Source organism: Litchfieldia alkalitelluris (assembly GCF_002153425.1).
Taxonomy (GTDB): domain Bacteria; phylum Bacillota; class Bacilli; order Bacillales; family Salisediminibacteriaceae; genus Evansella; species Evansella alkalicola.
Map to the genome: position 1 here is coordinate 3182959 of NZ_KZ119600.1, position 15519 is coordinate 3198477.

14 protein-coding genes are annotated in these 15519 nt (G+C 37.4%); 4 read left to right on the plus strand and 10 right to left on the minus strand.

Features of this window, described 5'->3' with window-relative positions:
* Nucleotide 1: 1 nt before the first annotated feature.
* The 10 genes from aspA to BW724_RS15470 all read right to left on the minus strand — a co-directional run bounded on the left by aspA (nucleotide 2) and on the right by BW724_RS15470 (nucleotide 11023).
* Nucleotides 2-1432 carry an aspartate ammonia-lyase gene (aspA, locus tag BW724_RS15425; RefSeq protein WP_268876179.1) on the minus strand — a complete coding sequence of 477 codons (1431 nt, stop codon included), beginning with the start codon at nucleotides 1430-1432 and terminating at the stop codon, nucleotides 2-4.
* A gap of 621 nt (nucleotides 1433-2053) precedes the next feature.
* Nucleotides 2054-3247, minus strand: a complete 1194-nt coding sequence (locus BW724_RS15430) for a hypothetical protein (protein WP_088076077.1) — start codon at nucleotides 3245-3247, stop codon at nucleotides 2054-2056.
* Nucleotides 3248-3440: 193 nt separating this feature from the next.
* Nucleotides 3441-4148, minus strand: a complete 708-nt coding sequence (locus BW724_RS15435; protein ID WP_088076078.1) for a hypothetical protein — start codon at nucleotides 4146-4148, stop codon at nucleotides 3441-3443.
* Nucleotides 4145-4723: a PilN domain-containing protein gene (locus BW724_RS15440; protein ID WP_088076079.1), complete on the minus strand. Its 579-nt coding sequence runs from the start codon at nucleotides 4721-4723 to the stop codon at nucleotides 4145-4147. Before BW724_RS15440 ends, BW724_RS15435 begins: the two co-directional genes overlap by 4 nt.
* Nucleotides 4720-5721 carry a type IV pilus biogenesis protein PilM gene (gene pilM, locus BW724_RS15445; protein WP_176371430.1) on the minus strand — a complete coding sequence of 334 codons (1002 nt, stop codon included), beginning with the start codon at nucleotides 5719-5721 and terminating at the stop codon, nucleotides 4720-4722. The genes BW724_RS15440 and pilM overlap by 4 nt, the downstream gene beginning before the upstream one ends.
* Nucleotides 5722-5740: 19 nt before the next feature.
* Entirely contained in the window at nucleotides 5741-6493 is a 753-nt protein-coding gene (locus tag BW724_RS15450) for a prepilin peptidase (protein ID WP_088076081.1), read from the minus strand.
* Between the two features lie 35 nt (nucleotides 6494-6528).
* Nucleotides 6529-6984, minus strand: coding sequence for a prepilin-type N-terminal cleavage/methylation domain-containing protein (locus tag BW724_RS24380; RefSeq protein WP_088076082.1), 456 nt, complete (start codon nucleotides 6982-6984; stop codon nucleotides 6529-6531).
* Between the two features lie 122 nt (nucleotides 6985-7106).
* Nucleotides 7107-8312 (minus strand): type II secretion system F family protein, encoded by a 1206-nt coding sequence (locus BW724_RS15460; protein WP_088076083.1) that lies wholly within the window; start codon nucleotides 8310-8312, stop codon nucleotides 7107-7109.
* On the minus strand, nucleotides 8312-9352 hold the full coding sequence (locus BW724_RS15465; RefSeq protein WP_088076084.1) for a type IV pilus twitching motility protein PilT: 1041 nt from the start codon (nucleotides 9350-9352) through the stop codon (nucleotides 8312-8314). Before BW724_RS15465 ends, BW724_RS15460 begins: the two co-directional genes overlap by 1 nt.
* A 9-nt stretch (nucleotides 9353-9361) precedes the next feature.
* Nucleotides 9362-11023 carry a GspE/PulE family protein gene (locus BW724_RS15470; protein WP_088076085.1) on the minus strand — a complete coding sequence of 554 codons (1662 nt, stop codon included), beginning with the start codon at nucleotides 11021-11023 and terminating at the stop codon, nucleotides 9362-9364.
* A gap of 384 nt (nucleotides 11024-11407) precedes the next feature.
* Here BW724_RS15470 and BW724_RS15475 point away from each other — a divergent pair, with 384 nt between their 5' ends.
* The 4 genes from BW724_RS15475 to BW724_RS15490 all read left to right on the plus strand — a co-directional run bounded on the left by BW724_RS15475 (nucleotide 11408) and on the right by BW724_RS15490 (nucleotide 15501).
* Nucleotides 11408-11854 (plus strand): type IV pilus modification PilV family protein, encoded by a 447-nt coding sequence (locus BW724_RS15475; RefSeq protein WP_088076086.1) that lies wholly within the window; start codon nucleotides 11408-11410, stop codon nucleotides 11852-11854.
* Complete coding sequence (locus BW724_RS15480) at nucleotides 11854-12288, plus strand: PilW family protein (RefSeq protein ID WP_176371431.1); 435 nt, start codon at nucleotides 11854-11856, stop codon at nucleotides 12286-12288. The genes BW724_RS15475 and BW724_RS15480 overlap by 1 nt, the downstream gene beginning before the upstream one ends.
* Complete coding sequence (locus BW724_RS15485) at nucleotides 12281-13831, plus strand: DUF7305 domain-containing protein (RefSeq protein ID WP_140354982.1); 1551 nt, start codon at nucleotides 12281-12283, stop codon at nucleotides 13829-13831. The genes BW724_RS15480 and BW724_RS15485 overlap by 8 nt, the downstream gene beginning before the upstream one ends.
* 215 nt (nucleotides 13832-14046) lie before the next feature.
* Nucleotides 14047-15501 carry a pilus assembly PilX N-terminal domain-containing protein gene (locus BW724_RS15490; RefSeq protein WP_088076089.1) on the plus strand — a complete coding sequence of 485 codons (1455 nt, stop codon included), beginning with the start codon at nucleotides 14047-14049 and terminating at the stop codon, nucleotides 15499-15501.
* The last annotated feature ends 18 nt before the right edge of the window (nucleotides 15502-15519 follow it).

Consider the following 15519-nt stretch of genomic DNA (forward strand, 5'->3'; position numbering starts at 1 on the left):
TCTATTCCCCAAAAATCAGTTCTGCAGCTGCGATTCCAGGATTAGTCATCTCTTTTGAATCTAAAATCCTATCCAATTCATCTTCGTTTAAAAGTCCACGTTCAAGACAAATTTCTCTTACTGGTCGATTGGAGGTGATGGCCTCTTTTGCGATTCGTGCAGCAGTCTCATAACCTACATGTGGATTAATAGCTGTAATAATACCAACACTGTGTTCTACTAGTTCGCGGCAACGTTCAATATTTGCAGTGATTCCTTCCACACAATATTTTCGGAAAACTTGAATGCCGTTTTGTAAAATCGTGAAGGACTGGAGCAAATTAAATACTAGAACTGGCTCCATCACATTTAACTCAAGCTGACCTGCCTCTGATGCTAAGCAAATCGTGTGGTCATTCCCAATCACTTGGAAAGAAATCTGGTTCATCACTTCCGCCATTACAGGATTGACCTTCCCAGGCATGATGGAAGAACCAGCTTGTCGAGATGGCAAGTTAATTTCATTTAGTCCTGTTCGCGGACCTGAACTCATGAGTCGCAAGTCATTCGCGATTTTTGATAAGTTAATTGCAACAATCTTCATCGCACTTGAAAGATGCGTATAAGCATCTGTATTTTGCGTAGCATCTACTAAGTCTTCCGCTCGATGAAAGGGCTTACCAGTCATTTCAGCCAAAAACTCCGTAACTTTTTCAATATATTCTGGCATGGCATTTAAGCCTGTACCAACTGCTGTTGCTCCCATATTGATTTCATAAAGCATATCAACAGATTGCTTGATTCTATTTAAATCTCTCGTTAACATGCGACGGTAGGATCCAAACTCCTGACCTAAACGAATGGGAACCGCATCTTGTAAATGGGTTCTTCCCATTTTAATCACTTCATCAAATTCCCTTTCTTTTTTGCGCATCGTTTCCACTAGCTCATTTAATGATGTAATCAGTCCAGTGGAAAGATTTAAACATGCAATATGGATTGCCGTTGGAAATGTATCATTAGTTGACTGAGCCATATTGACATGTGTCGTCGGACTTACTTTTATGTATTCGCCTTTCTGCCCACCGAGAATCTCGATAGCACGGTTAGCGATGACTTCATTTGCATTCATATTAAAGGACGTTCCAGCCCCGCCTTGAATGGAATCTACAATAAAATGATCATTTAATTTCCCTTCAATAACTTCATCTGCTGCTTTCATAATTGCTTCAGCAATGGTCTTATTCAAAACACCAACTTTTGCATTTGCCTTTGCAGCTGCTTTTTTTACATAGCCAAACGCCCTAATTAACTCTTTATGTGGTGGATAACCTGTTATAGGGAAATTCTCTTTTGCTCGTACAGTCTGTATACCATAATAAGCATCAGCAGGAATCTCCTTCTCTCCCATTAAGTCTTGCTCCACCCTTACTCTATTTAGATGTTCTGTCACCAAGATCACTACCCTTCCAATTATAATATGGACATTATTAGTGAAAAAAATGAATACCTGTAAAATCAACAATCTGACTATACACCTTGATTGTACTCATAATCTACTGAAACTGTAAATGAAATGCTCTTAGGAAGATATTTTAAAATAATCATTCATATAAAAAGTCGAAATGGTAGTAAATTAAAAAATTCCCCTCTCAAGACAAAGCCTCGATTTATAAATAATGCGAAATGATGTTTTCAGAAAATTATATCAATAAACCAGTTACAGTATTGGGATAAGGGAATTAAGACAAGGGGAAAATCACCTTTTCCTAACTACAGATGGTCTCATTGAATGCCCTAATAAGCCATATTCAAAACCACATAGTATTTATAAATCCTTCTTTGGCTCAAAAGACGAAGCTAGTATTCAATCTATGTTGAAGAATATTCAAGATAATCATGTTAGAGATAGCACTACGATCATTTCATGGAAAGTAGATATAGCAATGGAGGCTACTAGAGCCAGCAAGGGCAATAGTTGATAAATGATAGTAAATATATAACTATGTAGCTTAATGCTATAAAAAGAGGAGCAATCTGCCCCTCTTTTTCCCTAACGCCGAACATTTAATGATCACTGGCTTTCTGCTTTATCTGTTAAGTTTATTAATTGATCATAATTCATCATTGCCATCATAACTTCTTGGTGGGTTTTCCACATTGTTTCTGAGGAGATGGAAGACTGAGAGAATAATTGTACGACTTCATCTGCAGCCTTCACCCATTCTTTAGCTGAATCGTGCAATGGGTTCTCTTCTTGTGAATCCAAAGACTCAAATGCTTTCGTCCATTCCTGTCCCGTTTCAATCATTGTTTGAACCTTCTCTTCATCTAATCCTTTTCCAGCTATACCATTAATAGATATTGTTGCCGCCTGGGTCAGCCAGTCAACACCGTGTTCCATAAATAACGCCCAATCCTCAGGAACACCACCATTTTTTCCTTCAACAATAAACTGCTTCACATATTTATCCGTAATATCTAAGTCTGTTTCGTAATGCACTGTTAATAATTCCAATTCCTCTTTATCGCTGCTTCCTCCTATGAATAAATACTGGAGGTCTGGGTTTTCATGGATCACCCCTGGAAGCCCTTGATCATGAAACACCGCTGCTTCTTCCATTCCCTTCTCAACTGTTGAAAATGCACCTGCTTGAACAACGTGAAAGTTAAGAACAGGCGGAGTAACAAAATTTACACCTTCTTCCTCTCCCCAAAGAGGAACTTGGGAGTCATTCTCTGTCACGACAGGTTGTCCTCCGTTCTGAGATTGAATTTCCGTTGAAACTGTCTCCCCGTTCGTAAAGATGCTCAAAAGGACCGTTCCAAATGCACCTCCAACAATAATAGCTGCAATCACAGCTAAAAATGCTGGGTTAAGGAAAAAGTTAAATGAAAAACGGGGAAGTCGGTTCTTCTTACGTTTATGTGGAGGAAGCTTCGGACTCTTATCTCGTTTTCCGTCATCCCAAAATGGTCCAGTTTGCTCCTCCATTTCCTCACGCTTTGATCCTAAGTCTACTATTTTCTCCCGTTTGCGGTTCACCTTGCTTTTCTCTTTTTTGCCAAAGGCAGTTATATCCCCAATATACGACTCACTAGTTGCTGCAACCTCATCTTCCATAGTGGTATGGTTTATATGAGGGGAATGGGATCCTTGGGCTTGCCGTTCTGGTTGATAGTCATTCCAGTTCTTATTTAAATTGTTTTCTACGTATTTATGCTCTTTCCCGTTGAGACGGATCGACACACTTTTTTTGTTTTCCACGCGACCTGACTCCTTCCTTTCTAGGACTGTTGATATATTCTATTAACCATAACAGAATGATAGAACTGAAATATCATATTTTTAATAGAATTATTTTAATAGATTTGTACGGTCTATGAATTTCAATTTCAAACTCAAAATACAAAAAGCCTTCTTCACTTATGCAAAGAAGGCTTTTTTATTATGATCTTGTTTAGAAAGGATTCGTTTTTCCGCTAGGACGTTGGAAAATGGAATTGTCTATATCATACTCCGTAATGTCATCAAGTAAGTCTGGTAAGTAAAAAATACTCACGCTAGCATTCATCGTGAAACTTTCCACACCTTCGTCATCCGTCGGCTCTGAAAAGGAAACTGCATTCACTTGTGTCATTCTTTCCAGTTCCTCTACTTCCTCTAAAAAGGAATGGAGTTTTTCAAAACTATCTGCCGTAACCGTTAATGAAGCAGTAACTTGGTTTATGGATTCATTGACCTCTGCAGGTACATTGTTTTCCATGCTCGGCACGTCATCTTCCACACCTTCTGCTTCTCCTTCTGTTTCTTCATTTTCTGTAGGAAAAGTCAGTTGATAAGATCCTGCCGAAAAACTATAGCTTGTAATATTGGTATCTGAGCTTGATTCTATACCTTCCATTTGTACGAGCCAGTGCTCAAGGAAGAGGTCTCCTGGAATTCTCTTAAGGTAGGTGGAAAACTCGATTTGCTCCTCTTCAACAACTTGGTTTTGTTGTTCTAATATGGCTAATAATTGTTCTTCCATCTCAAGCGTTGCCCTTGCTTGTTTTACATCATCTTGTAATGGAGAGACCTTCATAAAGTACGCTCCTATGATGAAAAGGAAGAGAATGAATACAAAACCAATCAACATATAGTTAACTATTTTTCGATCTAGATTCATTCAGCACCCTCCCCTTCCGTTAGAACGACACCTTGAGTTATCTGTTTCGCCACGTCCATGTTTAACTGAATGGTAAAGGAAGCAGCATAGTTTTCTACATCATCTTCGGATTGTACATTAACGCTATTCAAGGTCACATTACTAACCAAAGGAAGATTATTCAAATGGTGTAAGTAACTTGAAGTCTCTCTTTTTTCAGCAAACGTAACGGATAAGCTAATGGAACCCCCTATGTTGTAATCATAATTGACGAAAGTTGCTCCAGTAGGAAGTTCCCCAACTAACTGATCTAAGACTTCCGTAGGGGACACAAGATTCTCTTCAATAGAATAAACATATCTATCCAACCTTGGATAAGTTGTTTGTTCAGGTTGCTGTTCAGAAACGATTTGCTGCAGTTTTACTGTCGTATCTATTTTCTGCTCTACTTGTACATATTCCCGTTGTAAAGACTGATAGTAAAAGACTCCAAATAATAATAAGACCATGAGAACACCATAGGAAATCCCAAATATTGTGATAAGTAAATAATTCTTTTTCGGTTTTTCAGGAAGTAAATTTATATCAATTCTCATTTGGACACCTCTTTTAAGCAAAGGCTTAAAGGCACTACAAATCCTGTACTCACATCTGGTCTTTGACTATTTAGTCCTAAGTCCTTCTCTGTCAATAAGTTTAACTTCGTTCCATAAATGGACATTCTTTCTTTTATCGTTGACAGCATCGGATGATCCCCTACTAAAACGATGGTAGTTATCTCCTTTTCCCCTTGCTGCAACGAATATTTATAAAAATTCATGACTCTCTCGATTTCCGAGAGCTGATCTGTCATCTCCATAAGAATTCTTTCTTCATTTTTACAGATTAATATATGTTTATCTTCCTCAACTTCCACTTCCCAATCCTCTTCACCCATAGTAAGTGGTATATGTCTCATGAAAACTGGAAGATGATTTTGAAAAATACTCAAGTTTATGGAAGTCAAATCCCATTCAACAAATAAATAGTGTTCTTCTGGATCATAGCCTTGAAGGGTACTATATAATTGATGGATACAGAGAGAGGAAACATCTGCCACAATCGGCCTTAACTTGAGCTTTTCAAGAATTTCTTGGTATTCCCTTATTAACGGCTCTGGTGTTGCAAAAAACAGTATCTCTTTGTCTGCCCCTTCGTTCTCCTCATCAGTTGTAAGAAACTGAAAATCAAAATAGGCATCTTCAAATGGAAGATGTATATTTGAGCCAATTTCAAAGTTAAGATAGCCCCTCACATCGTCATCTGGAATATTTGAAGGTATGGTTAATTTTCTAAAAAACAAGGAGGAGTCTGGTACGAAAAACTTTACTTCCTTGTACTTTAATTGCCATTTCTTCACACAGTCTGTCATAATCTCATTAAAGGCTGGTCTATCAACGATTTTTCCACGCTCTATGATTCCTTTAGGAAGTAGATACTCATCATACCCTTTAATGGAAGATATAGTTGGACTTTTTGCAGCAATATATCGGATCACATGGTCCTTTATTTGTAAAACATTGGAGGACTTTTGTTTAAATATGGATGAAATCAAGGAGATCCCTTCCCTTCAGTTAGAATAAGCTCAAGTACCACTCTAGTAATGAATTGCCAAAGAAAAAGCTCGTTATTGCACCAATTGCAATAAATGGTCCAAAAGGAATCGGAGTTTTCCTAGTAACCTTTTTCGTTAATAAACCAACTCCACCAACAATCGCTCCTATCAAGCTTCCTATAAAAATTGTCATTAGGACACCTTTTAAGCCAAGAATGATACCAATGACACCAAATAATTTAATATCTCCCCCTCCCATACCACCTTTACTAGCAATGGCAAGGAGTAATAATAAGCCGAAACCTACAGCAGCTCCTAATATGCTGTCCCACCAAGGTGTTAGGGGAATGAAGATTCGCATGACAATGAAAAGGCCTAAAAAGAAAAGGAGTATCTTGTCTGGAATTAGCATCATATGTAGATCAGATACACTAATAATGACTAATAAGGATATGAAAGCTAAAGCAATAGGCAATTCCTTTGACCATCCCACCAATAACGGTGAAATCGTAAAAAGAACTGCAGTAATCAATTCAAAGAATGGATAGATTGGTGATATAGTGTTGGCACACTTGCGACATTTTCCTTTTTGAATGAGGAACGATAGAATTGGTAATAACTCATACCAGCTTAAGTTTTTTTTGCACTGTGGGCAATGGGAGCGGGGAGTCACAATAGACTCTCCCGATGGCACCCTAAGTCCTACAACATTATAGAAGGAGCCTAAAATGGCGCCTAGTACAAATAAATAAACATGTAATAGAAGTTCCATTTTAGGCCTCCTTAATTAAATAGGATAGAAAATAGTTAATCTCGTACCCTTCCACGAGTAAGTTCAGATTGTATAGATGGAGGGATAATTACATTTCCTCCTGCACCGTCTTCATGTAATTCCACTCTATAGACATATCTGTCTGCTTCACCAGTTGCTGATGCTACAGTTACATTTACAAGAGATGCAGTTACGCTGTAACCAGTATCTTCTGGACTTTGAATTGGTTCAATATAACCACCAGTAATTAAATCATTTAAAGTTATATTATTACCACCTTCTGCAATTGTAGGATTTTCACTAGCAACATATAACCTCGCCGAACTAATCATTTGCTGAGCATTTGCAATATGAGCATCTTTCCTTGAGTTATCAATCAATCCACCAATACTTGGAATCGCAATCGCTGCAATAATCCCTAAAATAACTACTACTACTAGTAACTCAATTAACGTTAAACCTTTTTGATTCTTCAACATTCTTTTCAACATGTTCTTCTCTCCTTTTTTATCATTTATTTTATTATTGCTGTTGTGCTAGTCGCTCCCGATGATCCAAGCACCTACATCAAGATCATTTTTCATCGCGAATCGCTCAACTTAATTTTTACAATTTAAATCTCATTATAAATTTGGAACATTGGTACAATGATGGAAATGACGATTGTTCCAACCATTACTGCTAGAATGACAATGAGAAGTGGTTCAATGATTGACTTTAACCTGTCTGTAGCATAAGACACTTCTTTTTCATAGAAGATGGCGACTTTCTCTAGCATTTGATCCAAGGACCCTGTTTTCTCTCCAATACTTATCATTTGTACAACTAAAGGTGGGAAAACCCAGTTTTCTCTCATTGGACCTGTTAAGGAGTTTCCTTCTTCTAGTGATTCCCTTGACTGCTTTAATGTTCTAGTCACAACCTCATTATTGACAACCTTTTCTACAATTTGAATCGATTGTAAAATCGGGACTGCACTTGAGAACAAAGAACTTAATGTTCGACTCATTCTCGCCATCGCCGCCTTTTGTAACATCACACCAAAAATGGGCATTTTAAGGAGTGCATAGTCTAAGTAGTACTTTGTTTCAGGACGCTGTCTAATAAGTGCAATTCCCAGTGCTATTAAAATGACGATTAAAATGATTAACCACCAAAGGTTTGCCACAACATTACTGGCAGCAAGGACTAGCTTTGTGATAGCTGGTAGCTCACCTCCCATATCACCAAGCATGGCTGCAAACATTGGTACAACAGATGTTAATAAGAAAATAACAACAGCAACTGCCACAACGGCAACGATAACAGGATAGGCAAGTGCTGATTTAACCTTTTGTTTCGTCTCACTTTGCTTTTCAAATTGGGTAGCCACTTGATCAAGTGACTCGTCCAAATTACCACTAGCTTCCCCAGCTCTTACCATGTTTACAAAGATAGGTGGAAATATATTCGAGTGCTTTGCTGCCGCCTCAGAGAAAGGTCTTCCAGTCCGCAGTTCTTCTTCCACACTTTCTAATGCCCTCATGAGTGGCTTACTGCTAGTCTGCTGTGACAAAATCCCTGTAGCGTCCACAATGGATACACCTGAGTTAAGCAAAGTGGCAAACTGTCTTAAGAACATAACAAAATCGTTTAGCTTAACTGGATTCCCTATATAGATTTCTTTGCTTAAGAAGTTACCTTCTATCTCTTGAACTGAGGCTAGGCCAATACCTTGGTTTTTAAGCTTCTGAATAGCCTGTGCTCTCGTTTGGGCAGTGACAGTTCCTTCTTTTTTTTCACCAGTTTTCTTCTTTCCTTGATATCGAAATTGAGGCATTATAATTCCCTCACTTGTATATAAGGCTTCGCTTCATCAAAGTCGATCAGCTTTTGGGTCAGTAATTGGCGAACACTCATTTCGAGCGTATGCATGCCTTCTGCACGACTCGTTTGCATAATGCTCTCGATTTGATGGTTCTTCTCACTTCTGATTAAGTTTGCAACGGCATGATTATTAATTAAAATTTCCGTTGCCGCTACCCTACCATGTTTTTGCGAAGTAGGAATTAAGCGTTGTGAGACGACCGCTTTTAAAACAGATGCTAGCTGTACCCGAATTTGTGCTTGTTGTCTTGGTTCAAAGACGTCAATCATTCGATCAATCGTCGCTGCAGCACTTGATGTATGGAGTGTCCCCAAAACAAGGTGACCAGTTTCTGCAGCTGTTATGGCAGTTGCGATTGTTTCTAAGTCCCGCATTTCCCCAACTAAAATAACATCAGGATCTTGACGCAAGGCACCTCTTAACCCTGTTGCAAAGTTAATGGCATCAAATCCAACTTCACGCTGATCGATTAGGGACTGATCATGACGATGTAAATACTCAATTGGATCCTCAAGGGTAATGATGTGCTTTCGCATCGTTTGATTCATGTGCTTAATCATTGCAGCTAAGGTTGTGGATTTACCACTTCCAGTAGGTCCAGTTACAAGGACTAACCCCTGCTTTTCTGCTGCAATTTTTCCTAAAACAGCTGGAAGGTCCAATTCTTTCAGTGTTGGAATCACCATTGGAATGACCCGCACTGCTAAACTTAAGTGTGAACGTTGATAATAGGCATTTAATCTGAACCTTGAAACACCAGGTATTCCATAGGAGAAATCCACTTGTCTACTTTTTTCCAATTCTTGCTTCATGGCCTCAGGAAGAACTTCATCTACCATTCGTTGTGTATCCTCAGGTTTTAATGGAGGTTCGTTCATTGGCGCTAAGTTTCCATGGATTCTTAATACAGGTGGTTTTCCGATTGTTAAATGAACATCAGATGCATAAAGCTTCATCGCTTCTGAAAGTATTTCGTTTAAGCTCTTTGTCAATAAACTCACCTACTTATCCATGGATACTCGAAGAACCTCTTCTGTCGTTGTTAATCCTTGCTTCACTTTTTCCAAGCCATCATCAATCAAAAACGTCATTCCTTGTTGCTCAGCATAATCACTGATCACATGACTAGATTTTTCATTCATGATCAATTGTTTAATTTCTGAATCGATGACGAGCATTTCATGAACAGCAAGACGTCCCCGATAGCCAGTCATATTACAGGTAGCACAGCCATCTCCTCGATAAACTTTGTCGATAGTCATGCCACGTTTTGAAAAGATATCCTTTTCCCTAACACTCGGTTCATATTCTTTTTTGCAGTCACGACAAATCCTACGAACTAAGCGTTGTGATAATATACCTGCTAACGATGCGGCCAATAAAAACGGCTCAATTTTCATATCAATTAAACGATTCACTGTGCTTATGGAGTCGTTCGTATGGATCGTACTAAGTACTAAGTGACCAGTTAAGGAGGCTCTAACAGCGATTTCGGCTGTCTCCGAATCACGTATTTCCCCGACCATGATGATATCTGGGTCTTGACGTAAGATGGATCGTAACCCACTTGCGAAGGTCATACCTACTTTTGTATTTACTTGAATTTGGTTAATACCCTCGAGCTGATATTCCACTGGATCCTCTACCGTTATAATGTTCACTTCATCAGAATTTAATCGGTTTAACCCTGCATACAATGTAGACGACTTACCAGAGCCAGTTGGACCTGTTATAAGTATGATTCCGTTTGGTAAACTCAACATTTTTAACAGATCGTTATAATGCTTTTCTGAAAGTCCAAGTTTATCTAAATCGTTAATGGAATTACCAAGATCTAAGATCCGCATAACTACTTTTTCACCATAAACGGTTGGTAATGTCGATATTCGTAAGTCGATTGGATGGAAATCAACATTCACTTTAATTCTTCCATCTTGTGGAATACGGTTTTCAGTAATATCTAAATTAGCCATGATTTTAATTCTAGCTATTAACATATTCTGCATATGTTTTGGTAGCGAGCGCTCTGTTCGCAAAACGCCATCGACGCGGTAACGAACAAGAACTTTATTCTCATGTGCATCAATATGAATGTCACTTGCTCTTTCTTGGACTGCTCTCAGTAGGAGCTGGTCAACTAGCTTTACCATTGGAGAGTCATTTTTACTCACTTCATCCAATTCTGCCTCTTCATTGCCAGCAACGTCCTCGAACAGTTCTTCCACTGCATCATCTAAATCGTAATATTTATGGATAGATTTAATAATTTCGTCCTTGGTTGCAATCGCTACTTCCACATCAAAACCAGTTGAAAGTCTAATATCATCAATGGAGAAATAATCCATCGGGTCTGACATCGCAATAAATAACTTATTTCCCTCTAGTTTAAGAGGCATCAAGTTGTTTCTTGTTGCAAATTCCTTCGTTATGATTGAAGTAACTTTCGAATCAATCGGATAACGGTATAGGCTAATATGAGGTACACCTAATTGAAATTCTAGGACTTCAATTAACTGTTGTTCTGTGATATAACCTTGTTGTAGTAAAACGTCCCCTAGTTTTTGCTTATCTGATTTTTGCTGCAATGCATCTTCAAGTTGGCCTTCTGTAATTAAACCAGCCTCAACTAGTAGGTCACCTAACCTTTTCCTCGTCTGTGCCACTTACCATCACCGCCTTTGTATCCGTTCGTTCTAAATAGTGTACAATTAAGCAATATGGGGTATAGGAAAATAATACTATACGAACCATTGAATTTATGCTATAAAAAATGTTAAATATAACAAACTCTTTAAAAATCAATCTATGCACATATTATAATGTATAATAGGAATAAATAGGACTATTTTCTGCAAATTTTTTAAAAAAATATTTATTTTCTACTTTTTTTTATGAAACTTAAGTACTATAAGGGATTATAGGTGTTTTCCACAAATGTAGTTTATGCAAACTTACCTGTTTCATTATCTGTTCATTTAATAAAAAATGATAGCAGTAAATAATGGGTAAAAAATACTTTATATAGGTCTTTATGAAGGGGTGTTTTTATGGGAGGTAAATTGAAGTCTTTATTTTTACCAGTAAAATCTGAACATGGTAGAACATTAATTGAAATCGTATTGTCTATTGCCGTATTAGCTATTATCATCATTCCTTTTACTTCCATGTTCGTCCAATCGGCGAAAACACTAAATGTATCAGATGAAATAATGGATGCAACTTATGTAGCTCAAACAGTGATGGAAGAGATATATCATTTAAGTCAAACGACTTCCTATCAAGCAGAATCACTTCCTTCTGAATATGTTTCTATCCCTTCAGAAGAGGGTGATAAATTTTTTACAATCCTAGAAGATTACTACGTTGAACTAACAATGAAGCAAGAAAATACTGAAAGTCAATTAGTGAACGTCCTCACACGAGTATATAATAATAGTTCGAAAGAAAAACTCGAAGCCCAAATGGAAACATATTTATTATGGGGGACAGAATAATGAAAATGCTCAAAAATAATAAAGGATTAAGCCTTGTAGAGATATTAATATCCTTTGCCTTACTATCTTTAGTTGTCCTTCTTGTTACATCACTGCATCTATTTGGTCAAAACCAATTTAATAGTCAAACTAATTTATCAGACAATCAGGCAAATGTTCGGCTAGCCATAAATATTTTAACAAAAGAAGTTCGGAATGCAGATACTGTAACAACAGAAAATGATCGTTTCTATATTGATGGTACTGAGTATAAAGCAAATGGGAATCTAGTCACTATTATTGATGGAGCGGAGTCAACCCTTGTTCCTGGTATAAGTGAGATTGAGATTACTCCAGGCGAAGCTAGCAACAGAAGAGTCGATATAAAAATAGTCAGCGTGGAGCCAGAAGTGTCACACTCCACAGTTATTTATATAAGGGGAGAAGGTGAATAGTATTATGGGGCTGTTCGATAAAGTGAGTCGTGCATTAAAGAATGAACGTGGTGTATCTTTCGTCTTAGTATTAGTACTTATAGTTGTAATGTCCGTATTAGCTGTTGGTGTGGTGGGGGTAACTGCAACAAATGTGAAGATGAGTACTGGGGAGAGGGATTATCAGTCGGTTTATTATATTGCGGAAGCAGCTATGAATATGAAATTAGATGCAATCTCACAGTCTTTAGATGATAATTCACTCACAGAGGTTGAAAGTTTCATAGAATCAGATACATTATATGATGATTTCTCCCCTAATATGGGAGAGTCTCCTTATGCTATTGTAAGTGGAGAAAAAATAGAGGGAGAATACATACTTACATCAACTGCGCATATAGGAAATCGTTCACGAACTGTCCAATCTTCATTTATCCTTGATGTTACAGAATCTGGAGGAGGTAACACACCTCCATTTGAATTACTTGATAATGTTGCAGTATTTTCCAACGGGAGTATTTCTTTGAGCGGTGGTGCAACAATCGATGGATATGTGGCAACAAATTCTACAAGTCCTCAATCTATAACTTTTGAATCTTGGCCAAATGGAGGTGGGGCAAGAATAAACAATGGGAGTTTTATTTTAGGTCCTGGTGGAGATTTTAATGCAGTAGTTAAATTTCCAGATCACAATTCAAATGATACGAATATGATCAATTATATAGCTAGTTTTAGGGGAGATTCTGATAACTTAATAGAACCAATGATATATACCATACCTGATTTTCCAGAACCCCCTGAAGAATACTCTGTTATAGACTATCAACAAATTGAAAAAAACGAGAATGAAAAATATGATGTTATCTTAAATAACCGACTTAGAATTAATAATTATATAGTAAGGGATACTAATTATGTACTAGAGTTAGATGAAAATCTTTTTTTCAAAGAAATCATATTAGGCGAAGATAACACCTTGAATATAAATGTTGGCAACGAAGAAAGAACATTAATTGTAGATCACTTAGATGCATCAACTGGACATATAAAGATCAACGGTACTGGTAAACTAAACATCTATGTAAAAGAGAAAATTACTATGGGGTCTGGAAGCACCATTAATAATGACGGTGACACAAATCAATTGGCCATTTATTTTAAGGGATCGGGTAATCCAGACAGTCCAAGATCCTTCACCTTGGGAGGTGCTCAAGCCATAAGTGGCTCATTTTTCGGTGAAGATACAAACATAAATATTACGAGTGGCGGTGGCTTTACGGGTCATATCATCACAGGAGGAAAGAAAGTTGAACTAAGTGGTGGATCTAGTACAGATACAAGGTTATTTTACGCACCGAATGCAGATGTAAAAATATCAGAAGGTGGGGTATTTATAGGTTCTGTCATTACCAAAACATTAACTATGGATGGTGGTGCGTCAGTAACCTATAACCCATTAGTAGATTATGATGGACTTCCATACTTTCCTGGTGACGGTTCGGAAAATGGAGAAACTAATACTACTATCAAGTTACAAAAGACATCTACAATAAGAGAAAAATAAGTTTAAGTTTTTCACAACTCAAACCTTTAATTTCCTTTGTACCTATACTATAGGTCAAATGGAATTAAAGGTTTTGTCATATTATTTAGGTTTAATTAGGAGTACAGTAACTCTATTATCGTGTCTACAATAATTCTTTACTTACATAATTAGTTTTCATCATGACAAAATAATGTAGTACATCTTGAAAAATGATATAAGTTGGTGGATTATTCGTGTTAAACCGTAACAATATAAAAAAGGTTCTAACAGATAATAATGGTTTTTCCTTTATCCTCGTCCTCATTGTGATTGTTGTAATGTCTATTTTAGCCGTTAGTCTTCTAGGAGTTACAAGCTCCAACATGAACTTAAGTGCTCGGGAACGGGAACATCAAGGAACATATTATATTGCAGAATCTGGTGCAACGATAAAACTAGAAGAAGTAAAATCAATTGTCTTAGATGCATACAATTCTTCAGAAAACACCAATGAATTTTTTACTGAAATTGAAAATAATTTAAAACTAGGTACACCTGATCCATTAACTAACTATACATTCCAAGAGTCATTTGGCAAGACTCCCCACCTCAACGTAACGGTTGAAGAAGTGGAAAACCGCAATAATGACTCTGATATCAAAATCTATAAAATTGTATCTAAGGGTGGTATAGGGAATCGTGAAAGAACAGTGGAAGCATTATTTACTGCTTCCTGGCCTGGTGTAAGAGAGACTCCACCTCCTGTATACATCCAGGATTATGTCGCAGCCCATGCTAGTGGGAACATTCATTTAGATGGTGGGGCAGAAATAATTGGCTCCGTCAGTACAAACGGACCAAGGGGTGCCGTCACAACAACTAGTGGCGCAGCAATCAGAGGAACCATATTTCCAGACTTAGAACGAAATTATGAACTACCAGATCGAGAAGTTTTTGATTTTCCAACTTTCCCTAGACCTCCGAACCATCGAATTGGTGATCATGATGTTGTACGGAATGGTAGTATAAGAATTACAAACTGGCAAGCCAGTGGATATGAATTTGATATTACAGAGAACTTTTATATACCCGAGTTAATTATTGACAGCAACAGGAATTTGACCTTAAATGTAGGACACTCCGATAAAGAAATCGTGGTAGATCATCTCAATCTACCTAATGGTCATATAGAATTAAAAGGGTCCGGAAACCTAACCATTTACGTATCGGATCAAATTACAATGGGATCTGGAAGTAAAATCAATGAGAACGGTGATATTAGTAAATTAAATATATATTTAAAAGGGTCAAATAATCCAAGTCACCCAAAAAACATTAATTTAAGTGGTTCACAGGAAATTTATGGTTCGATTTATGCAGAAGATGCCAATCTAAACTTTACAAGTGGCGCAGGTTTTCAAGGTCATATAGTCACTGGTGGTGAAAGTGTTTATTTGAGTGGAGGTTTCAAAGGAACTTCCGATAGCCTCCTGTTTTATGCTCCCAATGCTAGGGTCACCATCGCTGGAGGAGCTGAATTATTTGGTTCGATCATAGGACAGACGATTAATATGACTGGTGGGACGAGAATTACTTATTCTCCTCAAAGTCTTGAAAGTTTACCATTTTTCCCAAATTATGAACAAGAGGAAATAGAGCCCCCTACCCTTAATGAGTTACTACAAGTCGGTACGATAAAGGAGAGATAAGGAGCCGCCAAAGATTTT

Excerpts from the sequence above, each read along its gene's own strand:
- BW724_RS15435 (WP_088076078.1), bottom strand. The coding sequence starts at position 4,148 with ATGAATCTAGATCGAAAAATAGTTAACTATATGTTGATTGGTTTTGTA.
- BW724_RS15440 (WP_088076079.1), bottom strand. The coding sequence starts at position 4,723 with ATGAGAATTGATATAAATTTACTTCCTGAAAAACCGAAAAAGAATTAT.
- BW724_RS15450 (WP_088076081.1), bottom strand. The coding sequence starts at position 6,493 with ATGGAACTTCTATTACATGTTTATTTATTTGTACTAGGCGCCATTTTA.
- BW724_RS24380 (WP_088076082.1), bottom strand. The coding sequence starts at position 6,984 with ATGTTGAAAAGAATGTTGAAGAATCAAAAAGGTTTAACGTTAATTGAG.
- BW724_RS15460 (WP_088076083.1), bottom strand. The coding sequence starts at position 8,312 with ATGCCTCAATTTCGATATCAAGGAAAGAAGAAAACTGGTGAAAAAAAA.
- BW724_RS15475 (WP_088076086.1), top strand. The coding sequence starts at position 11,408 with ATGGGAGGTAAATTGAAGTCTTTATTTTTACCAGTAAAATCTGAACAT.
- BW724_RS15480 (WP_176371431.1), top strand. The coding sequence starts at position 11,854 with ATGAAAATGCTCAAAAATAATAAAGGATTAAGCCTTGTAGAGATATTA.